The sequence below is a fragment of the Candidatus Spechtbacteria bacterium genome, from assembly GCA_016188605.1.
In the GTDB taxonomy this organism is placed as follows: domain Bacteria; phylum Patescibacteriota; class Minisyncoccia; order Spechtbacterales; family JACPHP01; genus JACPHP01.
This window is the reverse complement of record JACPHP010000009.1, coordinates 83,914-103,487: the sequence shown is the minus strand read 5'-3', so window position 1 is coordinate 103,487 and position 19,574 is coordinate 83,914. Positions and strand designations below refer to the sequence as shown.

Annotated in this window: 16 protein-coding genes, 3 tRNA genes and 2 pseudogenes; 15 read left to right on the top strand and 6 right to left on the bottom strand. The window is 44.0% G+C overall.

Features of this window, described 5'->3' with window-relative positions; genetic code table 11:
• Nucleotides 1-167: 167 nt before the first annotated feature.
• Both HYV65_01915 and HYV65_01910 read right to left on the bottom strand, forming a co-directional pair.
• Nucleotides 168-1,940: a hypothetical protein gene (locus HYV65_01915; GenBank protein MBI2462969.1), complete on the bottom strand. Its 1,773-nt coding sequence runs from the start codon at nucleotides 1,938-1,940 to the stop codon at nucleotides 168-170.
• 4 nt (nucleotides 1,941-1,944) lie between these two features.
• Complete coding sequence (locus HYV65_01910) at nucleotides 1,945-2,151, bottom strand: helix-turn-helix transcriptional regulator (protein MBI2462968.1); 207 nt, start codon at nucleotides 2,149-2,151, stop codon at nucleotides 1,945-1,947.
• Between the two features lie 32 nt (nucleotides 2,152-2,183).
• On the opposite strand from HYV65_01910, the gene HYV65_01905 reads away from it, so the two are divergent.
• The 3 genes and pseudogenes from HYV65_01905 (at nucleotide 2,184) to HYV65_01895 (ending at nucleotide 3,621) form a co-directional block, all read left to right on the top strand.
• Nucleotides 2,184-2,570 carry a hypothetical protein gene (locus tag HYV65_01905; GenBank protein ID MBI2462967.1) on the top strand — a complete coding sequence of 129 codons (387 nt, stop codon included), beginning with the start codon at nucleotides 2,184-2,186 and terminating at the stop codon, nucleotides 2,568-2,570.
• Nucleotides 2,571-2,610: 40 nt separating this feature from the next.
• A pseudogene (locus HYV65_01900) lies at nucleotides 2,611-3,066 on the top strand (recombinase family protein).
• A 378-nt stretch (nucleotides 3,067-3,444) separates the two neighbouring features.
• Nucleotides 3,445-3,621 (top strand): annotated as a pseudogene (locus HYV65_01895) (recombinase zinc beta ribbon domain-containing protein).
• A gap of 487 nt (nucleotides 3,622-4,108) precedes the next feature.
• Here HYV65_01895 and HYV65_01890 read toward each other — a convergent pair.
• Nucleotides 4,109-4,184: transfer RNA gene (locus tag HYV65_01890), tRNA-Arg, on the bottom strand.
• A gap of 103 nt (nucleotides 4,185-4,287) precedes the next feature.
• Entirely contained in the window at nucleotides 4,288-4,566 is a 279-nt protein-coding gene (locus HYV65_01885; GenBank protein MBI2462966.1) for a hypothetical protein, read from the bottom strand.
• Nucleotides 4,567-4,839: 273 nt separating this feature from the next.
• Between HYV65_01885 and HYV65_01880 the strand changes: the two genes are divergently transcribed.
• Together HYV65_01880 and HYV65_01875 are read left to right on the top strand one after the other, a co-directional pair.
• On the top strand, nucleotides 4,840-6,267 hold the full coding sequence (locus tag HYV65_01880; GenBank protein ID MBI2462965.1) for an HD domain-containing protein: 1,428 nt from the start codon (nucleotides 4,840-4,842) through the stop codon (nucleotides 6,265-6,267).
• A gap of 90 nt (nucleotides 6,268-6,357) precedes the next feature.
• Nucleotides 6,358-6,428 (top strand) — tRNA-Pro (locus tag HYV65_01875).
• Nucleotides 6,429-6,584: 156 nt separating this feature from the next.
• Here the strand turns inward: HYV65_01875 and HYV65_01870 are convergent.
• Both HYV65_01870 and HYV65_01865 read right to left on the bottom strand, forming a co-directional pair.
• Nucleotides 6,585-8,513: an ABC transporter permease gene (locus HYV65_01870; protein MBI2462964.1), complete on the bottom strand. Its 1,929-nt coding sequence runs from the start codon at nucleotides 8,511-8,513 to the stop codon at nucleotides 6,585-6,587.
• A 45-nt stretch (nucleotides 8,514-8,558) separates the two neighbouring features.
• A complete protein-coding gene (locus HYV65_01865) occupies nucleotides 8,559-9,899 on the bottom strand; it encodes an ABC transporter ATP-binding protein (GenBank protein ID MBI2462963.1) in 1,341 nt (446 codons plus the stop codon).
• 242 nt (nucleotides 9,900-10,141) lie between these two features.
• Here HYV65_01865 and HYV65_01860 point away from each other — a divergent pair, with 242 nt between their 5' ends.
• The 10 genes from HYV65_01860 to HYV65_01815 all read left to right on the top strand — a co-directional run bounded on the left by HYV65_01860 (nucleotide 10,142) and on the right by HYV65_01815 (nucleotide 19,571).
• Nucleotides 10,142-10,714 carry an elongation factor P gene (locus HYV65_01860; GenBank protein ID MBI2462962.1) on the top strand — a complete coding sequence of 191 codons (573 nt, stop codon included), beginning with the start codon at nucleotides 10,142-10,144 and terminating at the stop codon, nucleotides 10,712-10,714.
• Between the two features lie 181 nt (nucleotides 10,715-10,895).
• Nucleotides 10,896-10,969 (top strand) — tRNA-Ala (locus HYV65_01855).
• Nucleotides 10,970-11,105: 136 nt separating this feature from the next.
• A complete protein-coding gene (locus HYV65_01850) occupies nucleotides 11,106-11,522 on the top strand; it encodes a DUF4430 domain-containing protein (GenBank protein MBI2462961.1) in 417 nt (138 codons plus the stop codon).
• Between the two features lie 149 nt (nucleotides 11,523-11,671).
• Nucleotides 11,672-12,205 carry a hypothetical protein gene (locus HYV65_01845; protein MBI2462960.1) on the top strand — a complete coding sequence of 178 codons (534 nt, stop codon included), beginning with the start codon at nucleotides 11,672-11,674 and terminating at the stop codon, nucleotides 12,203-12,205.
• A gap of 267 nt (nucleotides 12,206-12,472) precedes the next feature.
• The gene (gene rpsO / locus HYV65_01840) at nucleotides 12,473-12,739 is read left to right on the top strand and encodes a 30S ribosomal protein S15 (protein ID MBI2462959.1); all 267 of its coding nucleotides are present in this window, start codon (nucleotides 12,473-12,475) and stop codon (nucleotides 12,737-12,739) included.
• Between the two features lie 146 nt (nucleotides 12,740-12,885).
• On the top strand, nucleotides 12,886-13,437 hold the full coding sequence (locus HYV65_01835; protein MBI2462958.1) for an NYN domain-containing protein: 552 nt from the start codon (nucleotides 12,886-12,888) through the stop codon (nucleotides 13,435-13,437).
• A gap of 410 nt (nucleotides 13,438-13,847) precedes the next feature.
• Nucleotides 13,848-15,932, top strand: a complete 2,085-nt coding sequence (locus HYV65_01830) for a polyribonucleotide nucleotidyltransferase (protein MBI2462957.1) — start codon at nucleotides 13,848-13,850, stop codon at nucleotides 15,930-15,932.
• A gap of 141 nt (nucleotides 15,933-16,073) precedes the next feature.
• Entirely contained in the window at nucleotides 16,074-17,687 is a 1,614-nt protein-coding gene (locus tag HYV65_01825) for a hypothetical protein (protein ID MBI2462956.1), read from the top strand.
• Between the two features lie 99 nt (nucleotides 17,688-17,786).
• On the top strand, nucleotides 17,787-18,752 hold the full coding sequence (locus tag HYV65_01820; GenBank protein ID MBI2462955.1) for a nucleotidyltransferase domain-containing protein: 966 nt from the start codon (nucleotides 17,787-17,789) through the stop codon (nucleotides 18,750-18,752).
• Between the two features lie 441 nt (nucleotides 18,753-19,193).
• On the top strand, nucleotides 19,194-19,571 hold the full coding sequence (locus HYV65_01815; protein ID MBI2462954.1) for a TraR/DksA C4-type zinc finger protein: 378 nt from the start codon (nucleotides 19,194-19,196) through the stop codon (nucleotides 19,569-19,571).
• Nucleotides 19,572-19,574: the final 3 nt, after the last annotated feature.

Genomic DNA, 19,574 nt, shown 5'->3' with positions numbered 1-19,574 from the left:
TGACGAAATCCGAACCTTTTTTGAACGGAACTGATGGCGCGCTTCGCGCGCCAAACTGAACGCTCGGGCGGGCAAAAAGGAAGGGGGTTGGGGGGAAGGAATTTTTGCCCGCCCTCGCTTTCCGCCGCCGCCGAATTTCGTTGAACGCATACGACCTAAAAATAGTTTCACCTATTCCCGTTTGCGTCGGTCTTTATAATGTAGGCATCATCTCCTTCTCCCATTTTCAGGTCTGGTGATAAGTCATGGGTACGTTTTACTCCGGCAGCCATGATATACCCCCCGTCGGATGTTTGCCGTACCGAATTCATTCCACCCGTCCATAATGATGTCCAATCTTCCTTACCTCGGCCACCCTCAAATATCCTTTCCCAAATTTTGTTTCCGTTTGAATCGGTTTTGATGAGATAGGGTTTTCCACCTGCTACATATAATATATTTCCGAAGGAATCTCTAATTTTAATATCTCCGAAGGACTTTGTAAATCCGGAAATTATGTACCCCTTATCAGTGGTCTGCTGAACAGAGTATCCATAGTCGTTTTTGTCTCCGCCAAGCGTCTTTTCCCAGATTTTATTCCCGTCTGCGTCAGTTTTTATCAAATAAACATCTGATTGCGCATCATTCCAAGATATTGTGCCTTCTGAATCAAGGACGTGCCAGAATGTTCGCCCGACAATTATGTAGCCGCCGTCTGAGGTCTGCTGGATTGAATATCCGGCATCGCCCCTGTTATTTTTCATTCCGAATATTTTTTCCCACACCTTATTTCCGTCTACGTCAATTTTCAGCAGATACACATCTTCTGGACACGGGAGATCTTTTTCGCCAAAGGTGAAATTACCCAGACACCCTGCGTATATATAACCTTCTTCTTCGGCGATGGGAATACCAGGAACACCAGACGCTCCTCGGAAATAATCTTTTTTCCCGCTCCATGAAGCTGTCTGCCCAACTACAATGTACCCTCCGTCAGAGGTCTGCTGGCCCGACAACGCCATATCAATACGAGTTCCTCCGAATACTTTTTTCCAAACCTTGTTTCCGTTAGCGTCGGTCTTGATTAAATAAATGTCTTGCGGCGCCGACTGCTCAAGTTCTTCCGCGGTGTAAGGGCTCACGCCGTAGGAGGTCGTCATCCCGACAATGAAATAGCCGCCGTCTGAGGTCTGCTGGACAAAGTGTCCCATTTCACCTTTTTTCTCTCCATCAAAAGTTTTGTTCCACTGCATATTGCCGTTAGCATCTGTTTTAATCAGAAAGACCTCATATCCTTTATCAATTTCGCCATGGGATACCCCAACAATTATATACCCTCCATCTGATGTTTGCTGCACAGAGTGTCCTGCGGCATTGTCAAGCAATGCTGATGGATTATTCTTATTCAGGGTACACAACATAATAGGTTCATAGTTTGAACAGTCAGACATAGACGCGCCAGGCGCTCCAAATGACTTACTCCAAACTTTATTTCCGTTCGCATCCATTTTCACGAGGTAAACAGCGGTGTGTTCCATTGTTATCGTATCATTCAGGTTGCGCGGATATATCGTACCAGAACCTATCCATCCGGTAGCTATATACCCGCCGTCTGAAGTTTGCTGAACCGCATTTACCGCGCTGTTGAAATCGCCTCCGAATGTTTTGGCCCATCCTTTCCCGGTTACTGGTGTATCTTCAGCAGGCGGAATGATGCTCTTGTCCTTTTGAGTTTCTTTCGTGATATCTTTTTGTCCAGCTATAGGTTCATCAGGCTTTGCTTTGGTTTTCGGCATTCCTTCCGGAGTTGGTTCTTGCGTATTAGATGAAATAGGCATTTCCAAAGATGGTTTAGCTGGTTTGGTGTTTTCAACAAAGATAAAATAACCAGCCGCGCCTAAAAGTATGATCGTTACCACAACCAAAATGATATTCGCAAAACCCTTTTGATCCGTCTCCATAAAATTATTTTATTAAATCCTCTATCAAAACACCTAACGCTTTGGCGATTTTCGCCATAGTTTGGACGCTCGGTTTATTAACAGTGCCGCTTTCGACCTTCATAAGCGTTGTATATTTGATGTCCGCTTTCTTTGCTAAATCATCTTGGGTCAAACCAAGTTTAGCCCGTGCTTTCTTTATATTTTCACTGATTGTTTTTCCACTTGTCATATAAATAAAGTTTTGGTAGTATTATAGTATATATGGTTATTACCCTTATTGTTATACTACCAAATAAAATGAAAAAAATCAAACAAATTTATTGGCGGCGCATTTCGCAAAGCGAAATACGAAATTCGGCGGCGGCGGAAAGCGAGGGCGGGCGGCGGAAAGCGAGGGCGGGCAAAAATTCCTTCCCCCCAACCCCCTTCCTTTTTGCCCGCCCGAGCGTTCAGTTTGGCGCGCGAAGCGCGCCATCAGTTCCGTTCAAAAAAGGTTCGGATTTCGTCAAACAAACGCACCAGTATCAAACTTTCAGGAATTTTGCCGACCGATTCAGCCGCGCGAAGCGCGACAGAGAATGGAAACACTGGCTCGCCGCGCACGGCGCGGCTCGCCAAGCGCAGGTTCGGAGTCCCTTGCGATTTTAAGTATTTGCTTTGCCCAATTAAAAACTAACAACATAAATTTATGAACAACAAATTTTTTCTATACGCCCGCAAATCAACCGATGTTGAGGATAAACAAGTTTTAAGCATTGAAGCGCAGATCACAGAATTGCGCGCCTTTGCTAAACAAAACAACCTTAATGTCGTTGATACTTTTATTGAAAAACAATCTGCCAAAATTCCGGGCCGTCCGATATTCGGTGAAATGTTAAAAAGAATTGAACATGACGAAGCGGACGGGATTTTGGCTTGGCACCCAGATAGATTGGCGCGCAATTCTGTGGACGGCGGACAAATCATTTATCTCATTGATTGCGGGCGTATTGCGGCGTTGAAATTCCCTCAATTCTGGTTTGAACCAACGCCACAGGGAAAATTTATGTTGAATATCGCTTTTGGGCAAAGCAAATACTATGTGGATTCTCTTTCCGAAAATACGAAGCGTGGATTGCGCCAAAAAGTGAGACGAGGCGAATATCCGAGCGTTGCACCGATTGGATATATCAATGATGTGAGAAACAAAAGTATTGTGGTGGATAGAAAGAAAGCGAAAGTTATCAAATCAGCGTTTGAGTATTACGCCACTGGCAACGCTCGGCTGGAAGATGTCTCGGACTTTTTGGCGCAACGCGGAATATTTTCCCGCGGCGGAAAGAGAATCCACAAGACGAGGGCGACTTTTATCCTTTCCAACCCTTTCTACACCGGACTATTCAAATATGGTGGTGAACTCCACGAAGGAAAGTACGAGCCAATCATCGCAAAGAAAATTTTTGATAAAGTCCAAGAAGTTTTGAAGCAGAGAGGAAGACCACATCACAAAACCAAGTATGAGCCGCAAGATTTTTGCGGACTAATGAAGTGCGGTTCTTGCGGAATGTCCATAACTGGCGAATACAGGGTTAAAAAGCAGAAAAATGGAAATGTCCACGATTACATTTACTATCACTGCACGAAAAAGAGTAAGACGGTAAAATGTCCCGAACCCTGTATTCGCCAAGAGGAACTGGACAAACATATTTCCTCTCTGCTTCAAAAATTTTCTTTGCGTCCGGATTGGACGGAAAAACTTTTGGAAATGGCGGAAACCGATAAAAATAAATCCGCCCAATCCGTTTCTGCTTTTGTTCTTGAATCTCAAAATCAAATCCGCGCCATAAATGAAAAACTCCAGCGACTGCTGGACGGCTATTTAGAGCAGGATATTGAACGGAAAATTTACCGCGAACAAAAAACAAAACTTCTTATGGAAAAGAAGTCGCTGGACGAGAAAATGGCGCGGATTGAACAAAAGCAGAATGATTGGCTCGAACCGATGAAAGAATGGATAAAAGTCGCTTCAACCCTCGTCAAAATCGCAAGGGATAATGACCTTTTGCAGAAAAAGGTCATTGCCAAAGAAATCTTTGGCTCGAACCTGCGCTTGGCGAGCCGCGCCGTGCGCGGCGAGCCAGTGTTTCCATTCTCTGTCGCGCTTCGCGCGGCTGAATCGGTCGGCAAAATTCCTGAAAGTTTGATACTGGTGCGCCCGGCAGGAGTCGAACCCGCAACCTCTTGGTCCGAAGCCAAGCGCTCTATCCATTGAGCCACGGGCGCAAAACGTATTATATTTTTAGCATAGCGCATACATAGAAAAATAAAAGACCCCTGGAGTTTATGAAACTATCAGGAGCCTTCGTCGATCTGTCCAGCTGTGTAGTTAAAGAAGGCCTGCCGCGCGAGCTGCGGCTAGACCCCCATAAAAACGACTACGGGCACTCTCCGCGCCCCGGACAAGCCTCTCCAGCCTGTCCATGTCCTCGGGGCCAACAATATAATCCTTGGCCCCTAGTTCTTGCCACCACCTCTCCACCCCACCGTTGAGGACAACAAATGTCCCCCACGAAACGGTGAGGGTTCGCCTTACGCTTGCGCGCAAGGCGAACATATCCCCCTCATCGCGAGGAGGGCACCAACCAAATGCCTGGCGGAAGTCCATTCCGCACCTCCTTTCTATTGTTTAATATAATACATCAACATAATATATTAGTCAAGGGTTTTCCCAATAACGAATAGTGGTATTATATTATTAAAGCAAGGTATGAAAACTCGGGGTAAAATGGGCAAACTTCCACCAGAAGTCACAAACATCCTCAAAACCCTTAGCGATAATGGTTTTTCGGCTTATGCCGTTGGCGGATGCGTGCGCGACGTGTTGCGTGGCGTGGATCCACAAGATTGGGATGTAGCAACCAACGCTAAACCAGAGGAGATTCAAAGACTATTCCCTGACAGCTTCTACGAAAATGTTTTTGGCACCATTACCATAAAAACAAATTCTGCTCAAATTAAAAACTCGGAGGAAAAATTAAAAGACAATTATGGACAATTACCGACATCGTTAGTGACATTTAGTGACATTTATGGACAATTACAGACATCGTTGCGGACAATTACAGACATCAAAAAATCAAAAAACATAGAGTTGATTGAGGTTACGACGTTCAGAAAAGAATCTGGTTATTCTGACAGGCGCCACCCGGATATCGTGACATTTACTGACAAAATAGAAGAAGATTTAGCTCGCCGTGATTTTACCATAAACGCAATGGCAATGCGGCTTGACGGCAGTATCGTTGATCCTTATGAAGGACAAAAAGATTTGGAAGACAAGATTATCCGCGCCGTTGGAAACCCGGATACGCGCTTCCAAGAAGATGCCTTGCGCATGATGAGAGCAATACGTTTTTTTGTGACATTAGACTTTGCGATTAGTGACAAAACATTAAACGCAATTGTCACTAATAAAAAACTTATTATGGACATTTCCGCGGAACGAATCCGTGACGAACTTGTCAAAATTATCAATGCACGACGAGCGCAAGAGGGCATTGAGTTGCTACAAGAAGTCGGGTTATTGAAGGAAATCCTGCCAGAACTTGCTGCAGGATTTAATGTCGGACAAAATAAACATCATATTTACACCGTATTTGAACATAACGTACGCGCTCTGGGCTGGTGCGCTAAAAATAACTATGAATTTCATGTACGTATCGCTTCCCTGCTGCACGACGTAGGCAAGCCGCAAACAAAGCGCGGAGATGGGGTAGATTCAACGTTCTACGGCCATGAAATTGTTGGCGCGCGAATCACCCGCAAGGCACTACAACGCCTAAAATTTCCCAATGAAATCATTGAAAAAGTGTGGCTGCTTGTGCGTTACCATCTTTTTTACTATAACGTGGGAGAAGTTACAGAACGCTCTGTGCGCCGTCTGCTTGCCAAAGTCGGACCAGAGAATATCAACGATTTATTGCAAGTGCGCCAGGCAGATCGCATTGGCTCTGGTGTGCCAAAAGCAATGCCCTATCGCTTGCGCCACTTCCAGTACATGATAGAAAAGGTGCAGAAAGACCCTACTAGCGTTAAAATGCTAGCAGTAAATGGCAATGATATTATGGAGCAATTGCATGTTGAACCAGGTCCGCTAGTAGGTCAAATACTGGCGATTTTGCTCGACGAAGTGCTTGATGACCCAACGAGAAATACCAAAGAATATTTGCTTAACAAAGCGCAAAAGCTAAGCAAATTAAAGCCGGAAGAGCTCCAAAACCGCCGCAAAGAGTCTGAGGAGAAACAGAAACAACTGGATGAGGAGGTGCATGAGGAAATACGGGAACGGTATTGGGTGAAAGAATAGATAAAGTATATAAGCGTAACAATACGATTTCTCGCCTTCGCGATCTACTAGCGGGCAATGCCCGCCGTAGCTCGCTTCTGCGAGCGAAGGCGGGGCATAGTATACCGGTAGTACGCGCCCTTCGGGAGGGCGTAGACTGGGTTCGATTCCCAGTGCCCCGACTATATTAGTTACAACTAAAAACTCAGCTTGCAAGCTGAGTTTTTAGTTGTTCCATAATTTTGAAATTTGAGATTTGCGTTTTTCCGCCCAAGGCGGATCCGCTTAAACGTAGAAATACATCCTTTTGTATTTCTTGCTCGGGCGGAGAGATTCTATTACTTGTATCTCAACGCCGCCAAAGGATGCATGGCCGCGGCACGCTGTGCTGGCCAAAAACCAGTAAGTGTTCCGATAACGGGCGACATGAATAATATAATACCCACAAACCACGTGGGGGCGGAGAAAATATTAACTACGTCCCCTCCCAATGCTCGAGCTAAAAAACCCATGCCTATATTCACTAAATAACCAAGCCCATAGCCAATAGCAAGTCCCCCTAAACCACCCAGAAATCCCATCAAAAACGACTCCACTAGGAACATTCTGCGTATATCATTCTGCGTAGCACCCAGTGCCTTAAGAATGCCAATTTCGTTAGTTCTCTCCAATAAAGATATGGTCATTGTGTTAAACATTCCGATTGCGGAAACGATGAGCGCCGCTAGGCCAAAGAATGCGAGAATAATCTGCAAAATTCTAAACACTGTCTGCGCTTGATCTATGGTATCGGCAATGGCTGAAACAGTAAATCCTAAGCTTACAATTGCGCCTCTCACGGATTCAAGAACGCTGCTGTCGCCCACCCTAACCTTAGCGCCAGTATATTCTGACACGGCAACATCTTTAGCAAGTTCTTGAGATGCATAAACAGCGCTTTCAATTGGATTGTCTATAACACCAATAATTGGTTTAGAAGACGGGATGGTAAACATCAGCACCTCTAGCACCCCTTCTTCAGAAAGCTTAGGAACAAAAATTTGCACACCAAGTGGCTTTCCAATCACCCCTGACACATCCTTAACATCAAAAAGGTTTGCAAGTGCCGTTGTTACAACAAGGCCCTCCGAGGGATCCTGTTCTGTAAAGAAATGACCGAGACTTGATTTATCACCATTAAGAATGAAATAATCAGGTTCAACGATATGCACAACGGCTTCGCTTGAAATAGAATCAAAGTCCACCTGCCCCGCAGTTACAAGCTCCGGGCTGATCTCCGCGACACCATCAATACTAGCCAATACTGCCAGATGCTCCCGTGTTACTGGCATTCGCCCCTCGGCGCCTGGCATTACATCAAGGGTAAGCAAAACATCGGAGCTCGCTATGCGTTGCAACAGAACTTCTTGCAGGCCATAACCAAGGGAAACAAGCAGCAAAACCGTGCCCAAACCTACACTCATGCCCAGAATCGTCAAAAACGTCCTCATTGGCCTAGCAACAAATGTATGCGTTGCAAGATAGAGCAGGTCTATCACTGTTAAACCAGCCCCGCCTTCAACCTTCACCGCGCTAATGCTCATTTTTGTTTCTGGCGCTGAAGCAAAATGGGATAAATCAATTTTTTCTGCGGAAATTGGCTTTAATTGCACCTCCCCGCGTTCTTTCAGCTTAGCTAGCCCGGCACGTATGCGCTCAAACCACGTGGTCTTAGGTAATGGACTTCTCTCAATAGCATTAAAAACTGTACTAGCAACAAAAACTGACAGAAAACGCAACCGCCGCAAAACACACGCAACCCCTTCCGCAAGAATCCTGGAGGAAAGCAGGAATAGCTTAAATACACCGCCTATGATAAACAATACTCCGAGAAAAACAACTTTGAATACAATCACGACTGTATTAATAACAAGCCCTATAAGGAATCCCGGTAACTTAATCGCTTTTATAATAAGCTCGCCTGCTCGCGGCCTCTGCGTTGGTACTGCGCGTATAATAGAGACGCGTGGCGAAATAGCAGGTCCTACAACGCCTCCCAATTGTCGCGACCTTCCAGCGTTAACCATCTCGCCAACAAACGCTTTTATTCCTACAACAAGCGAATTAAAGATAAACTTGATAGCCTCATACGAAAATTGAGCTAATCCAAGAGTAGCAGAAATTACAATAGTCCTTCCTTGGATTCTCTCCAAAGACTTCAGTTTTGCTTCATAAAGCACAAAGAATGCCGTGGAAGCTATAAATAGAAAAAGAAGTATAACTGCCATAAATAGTAGTGAGTAGTGAGCGCCTTCGGCGCACAAGACTGCCAACTAGGAAGGTGTAATTCTAAGCAATATTGCCTCCATTTTCCGTGCCACCCTCTCAACTACAGACTCGTCAAGCCCGACACCGCCATCTTGCAAAGGCTTTTTAAGCTCTTCTTCGTATGTTAAGCTAGTCATTTTATCCTGTAGCCTCCTAGAAGTGATATCCTTTAGGCGATTCTTCTGATTTTCCGACAGAGGATTACTCACATCTTCTAGGAGGTACCGCATGGTAGCGTCTAGCTGTATCTCATCTGCAGATAAATATTTTTGATTTTCCTGCGTAGAATTGCTTTGTTTTCGTCCTATAACTTCGGATACAACTACAAGCTCCTCGAGTTGTTTTAGCAGTTTATTTGCGACTTCTTTATCAAGTCCGACCCCATCTTTTTCTTGCGGCCTCTCTAAAGCATCTAAAAATGCTGCGGCTGTAAGCTTTCCAGTCAGTCGTTCTGTAACGGCTTTTTCGATACGCCCTACCGTCTCAACACTGTATGGAGAGGTTAAAAAACCTGTAATTGCTTTGGCTTTTAGCTGATCTAATGTTGCTCCAGGATGTTTTCTAACAAGATTCTCTAACTCTACTGGCATTATTTGGGACTGCGTGGACGGCGCAGAACTCTTCTGCGTCAAGTCCATGTTCAAGCTTTCTTTATTAACCCCCTCGCGCTCAATACTTCCATCGCGAATATAATACACGCGGTGGGCAAATTGAAGATACGAAGGCTCGTGTGTAACCAAAATAACAGTCCTTTTTTCATTATCATTTAAATCTTTTAAAATATCCATAACAATTTTGGCGGATTGCGTATCGAGATTTCCCACCGGCTCATCCGCCAAAATAATGGGCGGATTATTCATTAATGCGCGCACAATGGCTACGCGTTGCTGTTGCCCGCCGGAAAGCTCGTTTGGAAGACGCTCTAGATATGGCCCGAGACCAAATTTATTTAATAGCATATTGGCTCTCTCTGCGCGCTGCGAACGGTTCCCAGAACGCAACATGCTCGGCAGAATAACATTTGCCAAAACGCTTAGCGTAGGCACAAGATTATATGCTTGGAAAACCATTCCAATAGTGCTCTGATGGAATATTGCGAGTTCATGCTGGTTGAATTTAGTGATGTCTTTCCCCGACACAAACACGTGTCCTTGCGTAGCAACTTCCATGCCCGCAATAATATACAAAAGGGATGATTTGCCGCTACCCGAAGGACCAAAAAACACAATGTATTCCTCCGGAGAGATCTGAAGGTTTATATCTTTCAGCGCAAGAGTTTCATTGGGTTTGCCCTTATCATAAACAAGCCGCAGCCCTTCAATTTTTATTATTGGCTCTTGTTCCATTTGTTTGTTTTTCCTGCGTTAATACATCAAAATTAGTAGCTGGTTGAGCCGCTCGCTTAATACAAATCCATCTGTTGCATATTGTACCATAAAGGCGTATAAATTATATCATCGTTGCCACAATGCTTTGTACTGCTACTTTGGCGTTACATTGTTTCATTGCTACATTGTTACATTGCTACATTGTTACATTGCTACGATACAAAATGGCATAATAAATCAAATATAATCAACATAAAAATATGCTTACAATGAATGATCTCAAAAAAGGAACGATCTTTGTGCTGGAGGACCAACCCTATGTTGTTCTTGAGTCAAGTCATTCAAAAATGGCTCAATCGCGCGCTGTCATGCAGACAAAAATTAAGAATCTAGTTACTGGATCTACGCTAAACAGGACTTTCCAGCAGGCCGATCGCTTAGAAGAGGCTGAAATTGAAAGAAAGAAGTTTGTATTTCTCTTTGCGCATCGCGGAGAATACTGCTTTGTCAATGAAAAGGACAAATCAAAGCGTTTCTTTATGAAGGAGGAAGAAGTTGGCTCTAGCAAAGACTATCTCAAGCCAAACTCCCCCGTTGACCTTGAGTTCTTCGGAGAAAAGGTTATTCGCGTTATGATTCCCGTGAAAATGGACTTAAAAGTAATAGAAGCTCCCCCGTCAATAAAAGGAGATACTGCTACGGGTGGTACGAAAACCGTCGTACTAGAGACCGGAGCACGAATACAAGCGCCGCTTTTTGTTGAAATGGGTGATATAATACGCGTGAACACAGATCTTGGGACTTATGCGGAGCGGGTTGAAAAGGGAAAATAATACTGAAATTTCAAAGTCCAAATGTCAAATTACAAATAAAATCCAAATGACTAATGTCAAAAGTTTTAGCTTTTTGGGTTTTGACATTCATTTGACATTTGTAATTTGGATTTTGAAATTTAGTGTTTGGGCCCGTAGCTCATTTGGTAGAGCGCAGCATTTTCACCCCGTTAGACATATTGGGCCTATGGTCCAGTGGTAAGACGCCACATTCGCATTGTGGAGACGGCAGTTCGATTCTGCCTAGGTCCACCAAAATGTCTAACGGGGCAAGTTGCTGAGGTGAGGAGTTCGAGTCTCCTCGGGTCCACTCGATTCGCACCTTGATAAATCAAGGTGCTCACTCGTGGCAAGCCACCCAAAACTACAAAAAATTATCTATTGCCTATTTATGAAAAAAATCGTTATCAGTCTTATCGTTATTATTCTCGCGGCGCTCGTGTTGTTTGTGCTTTATCCACTTAGGGGCAGTGGCGCGCTAACATTCTTACGCCAAGAGCTCAATCTACAAGAGGCATTTCAAGAATCCGAGCAGATTTCACCGCTAGCGCCAACGATTTCCTACCAAGGAGTTGAGGGTAAAAACGCGCTTGAGCTGCTAAAACAACACTATTCTATTCAAAGCAAAGACTACGGACATGACCTCGGTGAGTTTGTTGAAGCAATCGATGGCATTACGCCGCAAAAAGATGAATTTTGGGCGCTTTTTGTAAACAGCAAGTCTTCAATGGTTGGAGCATCGTCTTACATAACCAAAAATGGAGATGTAATTGAGTGGAGGATTCAAAAGATAAGCTCTGCAAACTAAAGCATCTCAAATCGCAAATGGCAAATCTTAAATCTGAATCTCAAAACTAACAATCTGGTTTGTCATTCTGAACATAGTGAAGAATCTGTAGATTTGCGTTTTGAATTTCAGTTTTGCGATTTAAGATTTGAGTTTTGAGATTAAACAATATGCGCAAAGAAACACTATTTTTCTATATTCTTATAATCAGCGCCTCGGTCTTGGCACGCCTTGTGCCCCACGCGTGGAATTTTGCCCCTATTACGGCGATTGCGATAGCATCTGCTATCTATCTACCAAAATGGCAGGCAATAGGCCTTACAGTGGCAATTAGGCTGGTTTCAGATATTATTATTGGTTTTTTCTCGTGGCCACTCATGATTGCTGTTTACGCTTCTCATTTATCAGGAGTAGCAATCGGACTGTGGGTGAAAAAAAACAAAACCATATTGCGTATAGCTGTTTCACCACTAGCAAGCGCGCTTATTTTCTTTTTTGTCACCAATTTCGCGTGGTTCTATCCCGAATATCCTCATAACATACTGGGAATTGCCCAATCATACATCAATGGTCTGCCATTTTTGCGCGGAACACTGGCTGGAGACGCTTTCTATACGTTTGCTATTGTGGGGGTGATGGAGGGAGCGATATTCCTTAAGAGAAAGCATGTTTTAAAAGAAGGTTCTGTGGGGATTATTTTGTAATTGCGTAAAATACTACAACTAATTTTCAAGCATCAATTTTCAATTTTCAACGTATAGTTGCGTGGCAACCACGTTGCTTTACGCAATCAATGACCAAATGTCCTAATTTTCTCCGCCTGAGGCGGATCAGCCTATGGCTGAAAACACACGATTAGTAATTGAAACATTGAAAATTCAATGTAAATTGAAAATTGATGCTTGAAAATTAGTTTATGTTAGTATTGCAGCTTGTATCTTTTATAGCTTTGTGCTAACATATAAGTACATATGCTTAGTTCAACCACAAAAAGCAAAATCGTTGAGAAGTTCAAGGTTCATGAAGGTGATACTGGATCCGCGGAAGTGCAGATCGCTTTGCTGACCGATGAAATAAAAGCTTTGGTCAAACACCTCAAAACCCACGACAAAGACAATCACTCGCGCCGCGGACTTTTAAAAATGGTGTCAAAGCGCAAAAAACTTCTCAAGTATCTCTCCACAGAGGACACGCGACGATATAATAAAGTTATAAAGGCTCTTGGATTAAAGAAATAATTAAGGTTTGCTCGTCTGGCGCATTTCGTTGTTGCGGACTGCGCTCCTCGGACACCGTATATCTATATACGGCTTACTCCGGTGCTCGTCCGCGCCTAGAACTGCATCCAGACGAGCAAACCCGGGCAAATCAGAAATATATATAAATGCCTGTTATTCGTCACAAAGCTCAACGAGTCTGCGTCCTTATAGACGTGCAGAACTTTTACCACAGCGCTCGTAATCTCTATCAGCGTAGGGTTGACTTTGAGGCGGTGCTTCGTACCGCAGTCGCAGGGCGCCAACTTGTGCGCTCTTTTGCGTATGTGGTAAGCACTGAATCTGGCGAAGAGCAAACATTTTTTGAAGCACTGGAGAAGCTTGGAATTGAAATACGCGTAAAAGAACTGCAAATTTTCTTTGGCGGCGCTAAAAAGGCAGATTGGGACGTCGGAATCGCTGTTGACGCCATCCGCATGACCAACCACGTTGACGTTATCATACTAATGAGCGGGGATGGCGACTTTATTCCTCTGGTAGAATATCTTCAAAACAGAGGAATTCAAACAGAGGTGGTTGCGTTCGGCAAAAGCGCGTCGTCGCGTTTGCGAGAAACGGCAGACGACTTCCTCGACCTATGTGAAGAGCCGGAGAAGTTCTTGCTAAAACAAGCCCGCCCACGCCGTACAAATACAAAGACAGAGACTCATGGTACATAACAAGGCAACTGCTTACACCCCTAAATAATGATTTGGCTTACGCAAACCATTTTTGAAGACGCATGAGCAGTTATTGCCGACCGTTCCCATTGCCCCCTTCATTGCTCCATTGTTTCATTGTCTCATGGTTACATAAACAATGAAGCAGTGTAACAATGAAACAATGTATCTGGTGAGGTTTAACCTCAACGTAAAGTCGTTTATGAGAGGTGTGAGCAGTTACATAACAAGATCGATATTTAATAATTCATTCGTACGCTTTGCGTAGAATTAAGGCCATAGATTGAGTATTCTGCCAGAACGTGAAACGTGAAAAGCGAAACACTGCGTAAATCGTGTTTCATATTTCAAGTTTCAAGTTTTCAGAACTCTCATTTCATGTCTTTCTATGCATGGCGCGCCTATAGGCCATGCAAAAAGAATATACTTTGGAAGTTGGGGGACGAACATTAACTGCTTCATTTCCTAATTGGGCTGAACAAACAAACGGTTCCGCCCTTGTTCGCTATGGCGACACAGTCGTTTTAGCAACAACAGTTATGGGGAAAAGCCCGCGAGAGGGAATAGATTATTTTCCTCTCATGGTTGAGTACCAAGAGAAATTTTACGCCGCGGGACGTATTCGCGGATCACGCTTTGTAAAACGTGAGGGCAGGCCGAGTGATGACGCTATCCTAACTGGCCGCATGATTGATCGCTCTTTGCGCCCTCGCTTTGACCAACGCACGCGCAATGATGTGCAGGTTACTGTGTCTGTTTTATCAGTTGACGGCATGAATGACCCGGATATTCCTTCGTTCATAGCAGCTTCTTTAAGCTTACTTGTGTCAGACATACCATGGAATGGCCCTGTTAGCGCTGTTCGCGTGGGAAGAATTGATGGAAACTGGACGCTAAACCCGACCACTGACCTAACGCCAAAGACCGATGTAGAAGTTATTGTCGCAAGCACAGAAGACCGCATAAACATGCTGGAAGCTGGCGCGAGCCAAGTTTCTGAAGAAGAAATTGCCGAAGCAATTGAGTTTGGACACCGCGCGAATGCCTCAATTATTGAATTTCAAAAGAATATACAAAAAGAAATTGGCCGTACCAAATCTCCGGTAATAATCTTGGAGCCGGATGAGGCGCTAGTACAAGAAGTACGCGAATTTACTAAAAACAAGCTTGAAGCCGCTCTCTTTCAAGAATTCAAGCAAGAGCGCATGGAAGCGGTAACAGCGCTTCATCACGCTTTTGCAGGAGAATTGAAACTAAAATATCCTGACGACAAAATGCGCCGCGAAACAGCTCTCGCCCTTTTTGAAGAAGAAATTAACCGCCTTGTTCACGAAAAAGCATTGCGGGGCATACGCGTTGATGGCAGAAAGCCTGACGAACTACGCTCTATTAGCGCCAATGTTGGATTTTTGCCTCGCACGCACGGCTCTGGTCTTTTCATGCGCGGACTCACTCACGTACTATCTGTTTGCACGCTGGGAGCGCCTGGCGACGCGCAAATAATGGAAGAAATGACAGGGGAATACACGAAGCGTTTTATGCTTCACTACAATTTTCCTGGTTTCTCTGTCGGCGAGCCAACTCCCAACCGCGGTCCAGGCAGACGCGAAATCGGCCATGGAGCTCTTGCGGAGCGCGCGCTGGAGGCGGTTATCCCCAACGTGGAAGATTTTCCATACACAATTCGCATAGTTTCTGAAACACTATCCTCAAATGGATCGTCTTCACAGGGTTCCGCCACCTCGGCCTCGCTGGCTTTGATGGACGCTGGCGTACCAATCAAAGCAGCAGTAGCGGGCATTGCTATTGGCTTAATGATGGGCTCTGACGGATCCGCGCAAGTGCTTACCGACATCCAAGGACCCGAAGATCACCATGGCGATATGGACTTTAAAGTTGCTGGCACAAAGAATGGCGTGACTGCAATTCAGATGGATGTTAAAATAGAAGGGATTACGGTTGATATTCTAAAAGAGGCATTACGACATGGTAAAAAAGCTCGCATGAAAATTCTTGCGACAGTATCTGAAGCAATAGAAGAGCCGCGCGCGACACTTTCACCTTACGCGCCGCTTGTGCAGGTTTTGAAAATTAACCCAAGTAAGATAAGATTAGTAATAGGCACTGGCGGGAAGACTATTAATGAAATTATTGCCGAGACAAATACTAAAATTGATATTGAAGATGATGGAACGGTATTTGTTACCGCGCAAAATCAAACAGACGGCAAGCGCGCGATTGAAAGAATCCAAAACTTAACTCACGAAACAAAGATAGGGGAGCTATTCCAAGCCAAAGTAGTGAAAATTGCAGAGTTTGGCGCATTTGTGGAATACCTACCTGGCCAAGAGGGTCTCGTGCATGTTTCAGAGCTTGCATCAACATACGTAAAAAGCGTAGAGGATATCGTTAAGGTAGGAGATATTATTCCCGTTAAGGTTGTTAAAATAGACGAGCAGGGGAAAGTTGGACTTTCGCGAAAACAGGCGATGTAGAAACAAAACTAATTTTCAAGCACCAATTTTCAATTCACAATCAATGACTAAATGACCTAATTTCCAAATACGCAATACGTATTAAAATTGAGTTTGTTAATTCATTGAAAATTGTAAATTGATCATTGGAAATTTTAGACTATGCCCACTAGCGTGTCTTCACTCGGTAGAATCCATACAATGTCTCAAGACATTGAGGACTCACGACGCAAACAACAAGGGCAGCTCAAACAACCCCTGCCTACTGGCATAGAGCCCTACAAAAAAGAAGGTGTGTTGGAACAACTCAAAAAACCATCTGCTCCGATTTCACAAATATCACCAGCAAAACCTTCTGTGCCAATACGACCTGCGCCACAGAGGCCTTTTATGCCCGCGCCACCCATACCAGTCAAGCCAACTCAAAACACGCATCAGCCCGCACCAAAACTAGATGAACCAAAACTAGGTGAACCTAAATTGGGCGAGCTTGCTTTGCGTCCACAGGCACCGACAAAACCAGCAACACCTTCCACTCAGCTTCCTAAAAATTTTATTCCTGTAGAAGAAGAGGAGCTTGAACAAATCTTAAAAGAACGCGCAATACCTCCAACGGTTTCAGTTGCGGCAGAAAAACCCTTGCCCTTACCCACAGCGACAAGGCCTATTGTTACGCCAACACCCCCGTCCGCGCTACCTCCGCCCCCACTTCGCCCACAACCCCTCACTGCCGCTCCGCCGCCCAACCTACCTAGTATAGAAAAAGAAACAAGACCGATAAGACAAATTATTCCTAGTAAAGAGGGGGGGCTAAAAACACCTGAAGAAATTTTAGGATTGTCTTCAACGCCAATGCGCTTACAAGAAAAACCACTGCCTCAGTCGCCACAATTGACAATGCCGCAAAGACCGATTACTGCTCCCCCATTGTCGCCGACAAGAAAATTTCCGCAAACAGAAGCTCAATTATACGAAGAAATTCCTAAAAGACGCGCGAATATCTTGCAGTTTGTAGCAATTTTACTCGGTATACTAATTGTTGGCAGCGGAATCGGAGGATTTGTTTACTGGAGAGTCTATTTGCAACCCTCCGCGCCTGCCGCGCCGAGCGCTCCGTCCACCCCCGTTGCACCCGCAACACCCAGTCCATTCTTCCAAACACCACAACAAATTATTGAATTACAAAAAGGAAATGAGTCGTTTTTGGTAGAACAATTACGCGCATTAGAACATTCAATCAACTCGCCTAAAACAATAACCTATTTGCCAATTAAAAAATTAACAGATAATTCTTACTTGCAAACAAAAGAGCTTCTTAGCTTGCTCAATGTCCAGCTCCCGCAAACGCTTATAGACTCTCTTGATCCCGCGCCCATGCTTTATATATATACGCCTGGCGAGGAAGAAAAGAATAAATGTACGGAAATAAATAATTTTGACATCTCCTGCTATTCGTCGCGCCTTGGCATTATATTCAAGATTTTACCCGCGCACGAAACTGCCGTACAAAATACAATTTCCGATCAAGAACAAAACCTGGTTCAGCTATTTATGCCTATTATTCTAGGTTCTCCGCTTTTTGATCAAACAACGGGCTGGAAAACAGCAAATTACACTGGTTTTTCTATTAGCTATCCTGCTGGAATTATTGTTCGCTACAACAATATGCCCATTTCCCCCACGGGGTTAAATTACGCGCTAGTTAACGATTATCTGCTCATTGCCACATCTAAAAACTCCGCGTATTTTGCGCTTGACCAGTTGGTGGGTAAATAATCAACGAATAACGAATCGTGTACGAATTTACGAATACTCGACCAGTTAATTCGTTTATTTGTAGTGGATTCGTTATTCGTTGATGATTATTAGTTGGTTATGGATAGAATTAACCTCGAAAGAGCGTTGCTTGCGACTTTTACATACTACAAGCCGCTTCATTTATACGCGCTGACTCCGCTTGAGCTGATGCGTTATTTGACTTGGGCGCCACAAGACAAAAATCAACAGGACAAACACAGAATTTCGCTGCAAGAAATCTTTAAAACTCTCGACGGACTTATCGCGCAAAAAAAAATTATAGAATCAAACGGTTATTTCTTTTTAATCGAATCTCCAAAAAATTCTTACTGGCAAAGAATACGCTCGAGAAAAATAAGCGTTGAGAAACGACGTGTATTTCAACAAATTGCGCGTTTCTATCCGTATATTCCTTACGTGCGCGTGGTTACGTTAACCGGCTCTGTTGTGCGTGATAGCGCAACGGCTGATAGCGATATTGATGTTCTTATCGCAAGCGCTCCGGGTCGTGTTTGGCTCACAAGATTTCTTGTGGGAATGTTTACATGGCTGCTTGGCAAATACCGACACAAAACCCTTATTTGTGACCAAATATGCCTTAACCACTATATAAGCATAGATAGCAACAATATTTCTAAAGCTAGCGCGCATCTCAACCCCCAAATACTTTCTACTGCCCATATTTATGCAGCCGCAATGCCATATTGGGGTCAAGATAATTTCAAAAAAATTGGCGAGACAAATGAATGGATGCTTCAATATATGCCCCTAATCAACAACTCTAAAATCGCGGCGCTTGGATTTAAGCCAGCTCGTTTATTACTTGCAATAAAATTGACTATTGAATTTATAATGAACTCATGCGGAATTGGAGTAATGCTTGAACAAAGCGCGCGATACTTCCAAAGGATGCGAATAGTTCACAGTGTCAATGAAAAACAACTGGAGCCGGTACAAATGATTATTGACGACAATACCCTGCTTTTTCATTACCCTTTTTCTCGCAGTAAATTACTAGAAGAGCACTTTTACTCCAACCAATGAGTAGTGAGTAGAATAACGCGCCGAAGACGCGCGGACTACTCACTACGTACTAGAGATTCACCCTGTGGATAACTGGTGCTTGATGTAAATTATTATAAATGTTATTATGTATATGTAACAGTTCTTTGTTTCAATTGGTTTGCTCATTGGACGCAGGTTGTTCTGACCTCTTGTCCGACGAATCGGGGACATACCCCCAATTGGCAAACCAATAAAGTCATTTCGCTTTAAGAGGAAACGAAAAAGACTCTTTCTCTCAGAGATGCACGAACCCAACACTATGTGCAAGGGGATCTCCTGCATCTCTGAGAAATTTCTTATATATCTGTTCTTTCATCCGTGCCACCCGTAACATACGAGTGGCTTTTCATTTGTTATTGCTCATGGTTCTCTGTTCTCTGTTCTATTGTATTTTTATTCTCTTTGCGTACAATAAATATTATGGAAATACTTTCTACTAAAGACATTACGGAATTAAAAGAAAAACTTGTTGGGCTTAAGGCTAGCCTGGGCAAGAGCTTAGAATCTTTTGCATCGCAAGATCCCAACCTAAAAGGGGACTGGGATGCGCGGTTTCCAAGCTACGACAACGATGCCAGCCTTGAAGAGGCGGCGAATGAAGTTGAAGAATACGCGACAAATCTTCCCATTGAGCATAGCCTGGAGTTGCGCCTGCAAGCGATAAGTAACGCGCTAGAAAAAATTGAGAAAGGAACTTATGGCGCTTGCGAGCATTGCGGTAAACCTATTGATATAAAACGATTACAAGCATATCCCGAGGCGAAGTTTTGCCGCGATTGCAGCGCTCGTCGCGCATAATTC

Bases quoted from the DNA above. Each gene is read 5' to 3' on its own strand.
- HYV65_01915 (MBI2462969.1), bottom strand. From the start codon at position 1,940: ATGGAGACGGATCAAAAGGGTTTTGCGAATATCATTTTGGTTGTGGTA.
- HYV65_01910 (MBI2462968.1), bottom strand. From the start codon at position 2,151: ATGACAAGTGGAAAAACAATCAGTGAAAATATAAAGAAAGCACGGGCT.
- HYV65_01905 (MBI2462967.1), top strand. From the start codon at position 2,184: ATGGTTATTACCCTTATTGTTATACTACCAAATAAAATGAAAAAAATC.
- HYV65_01885 (MBI2462966.1), bottom strand. From the start codon at position 4,566: ATGGACTTCCGCCAGGCATTTGGTTGGTGCCCTCCTCGCGATGAGGGG.
- HYV65_01870 (MBI2462964.1), bottom strand. From the start codon at position 8,513: ATGGCAGTTATACTTCTTTTTCTATTTATAGCTTCCACGGCATTCTTT.
- HYV65_01865 (MBI2462963.1), bottom strand. From the start codon at position 9,899: ATGGAACAAGAGCCAATAATAAAAATTGAAGGGCTGCGGCTTGTTTAT.
- HYV65_01860 (MBI2462962.1), top strand. From the start codon at position 10,142: ATGCTTACAATGAATGATCTCAAAAAAGGAACGATCTTTGTGCTGGAG.
- HYV65_01850 (MBI2462961.1), top strand. From the start codon at position 11,106: ATGAAAAAAATCGTTATCAGTCTTATCGTTATTATTCTCGCGGCGCTC.
- HYV65_01845 (MBI2462960.1), top strand. From the start codon at position 11,672: ATGCGCAAAGAAACACTATTTTTCTATATTCTTATAATCAGCGCCTCG.
- rpsO (MBI2462959.1), top strand. From the start codon at position 12,473: ATGCTTAGTTCAACCACAAAAAGCAAAATCGTTGAGAAGTTCAAGGTT.
- HYV65_01835 (MBI2462958.1), top strand. From the start codon at position 12,886: ATGCCTGTTATTCGTCACAAAGCTCAACGAGTCTGCGTCCTTATAGAC.
- HYV65_01830 (MBI2462957.1), top strand. From the start codon at position 13,848: ATGCAAAAAGAATATACTTTGGAAGTTGGGGGACGAACATTAACTGCT.
- HYV65_01825 (MBI2462956.1), top strand. From the start codon at position 16,074: ATGCCCACTAGCGTGTCTTCACTCGGTAGAATCCATACAATGTCTCAA.
- HYV65_01820 (MBI2462955.1), top strand. From the start codon at position 17,787: ATGGATAGAATTAACCTCGAAAGAGCGTTGCTTGCGACTTTTACATAC.
- HYV65_01815 (MBI2462954.1), top strand. From the start codon at position 19,194: ATGGAAATACTTTCTACTAAAGACATTACGGAATTAAAAGAAAAACTT.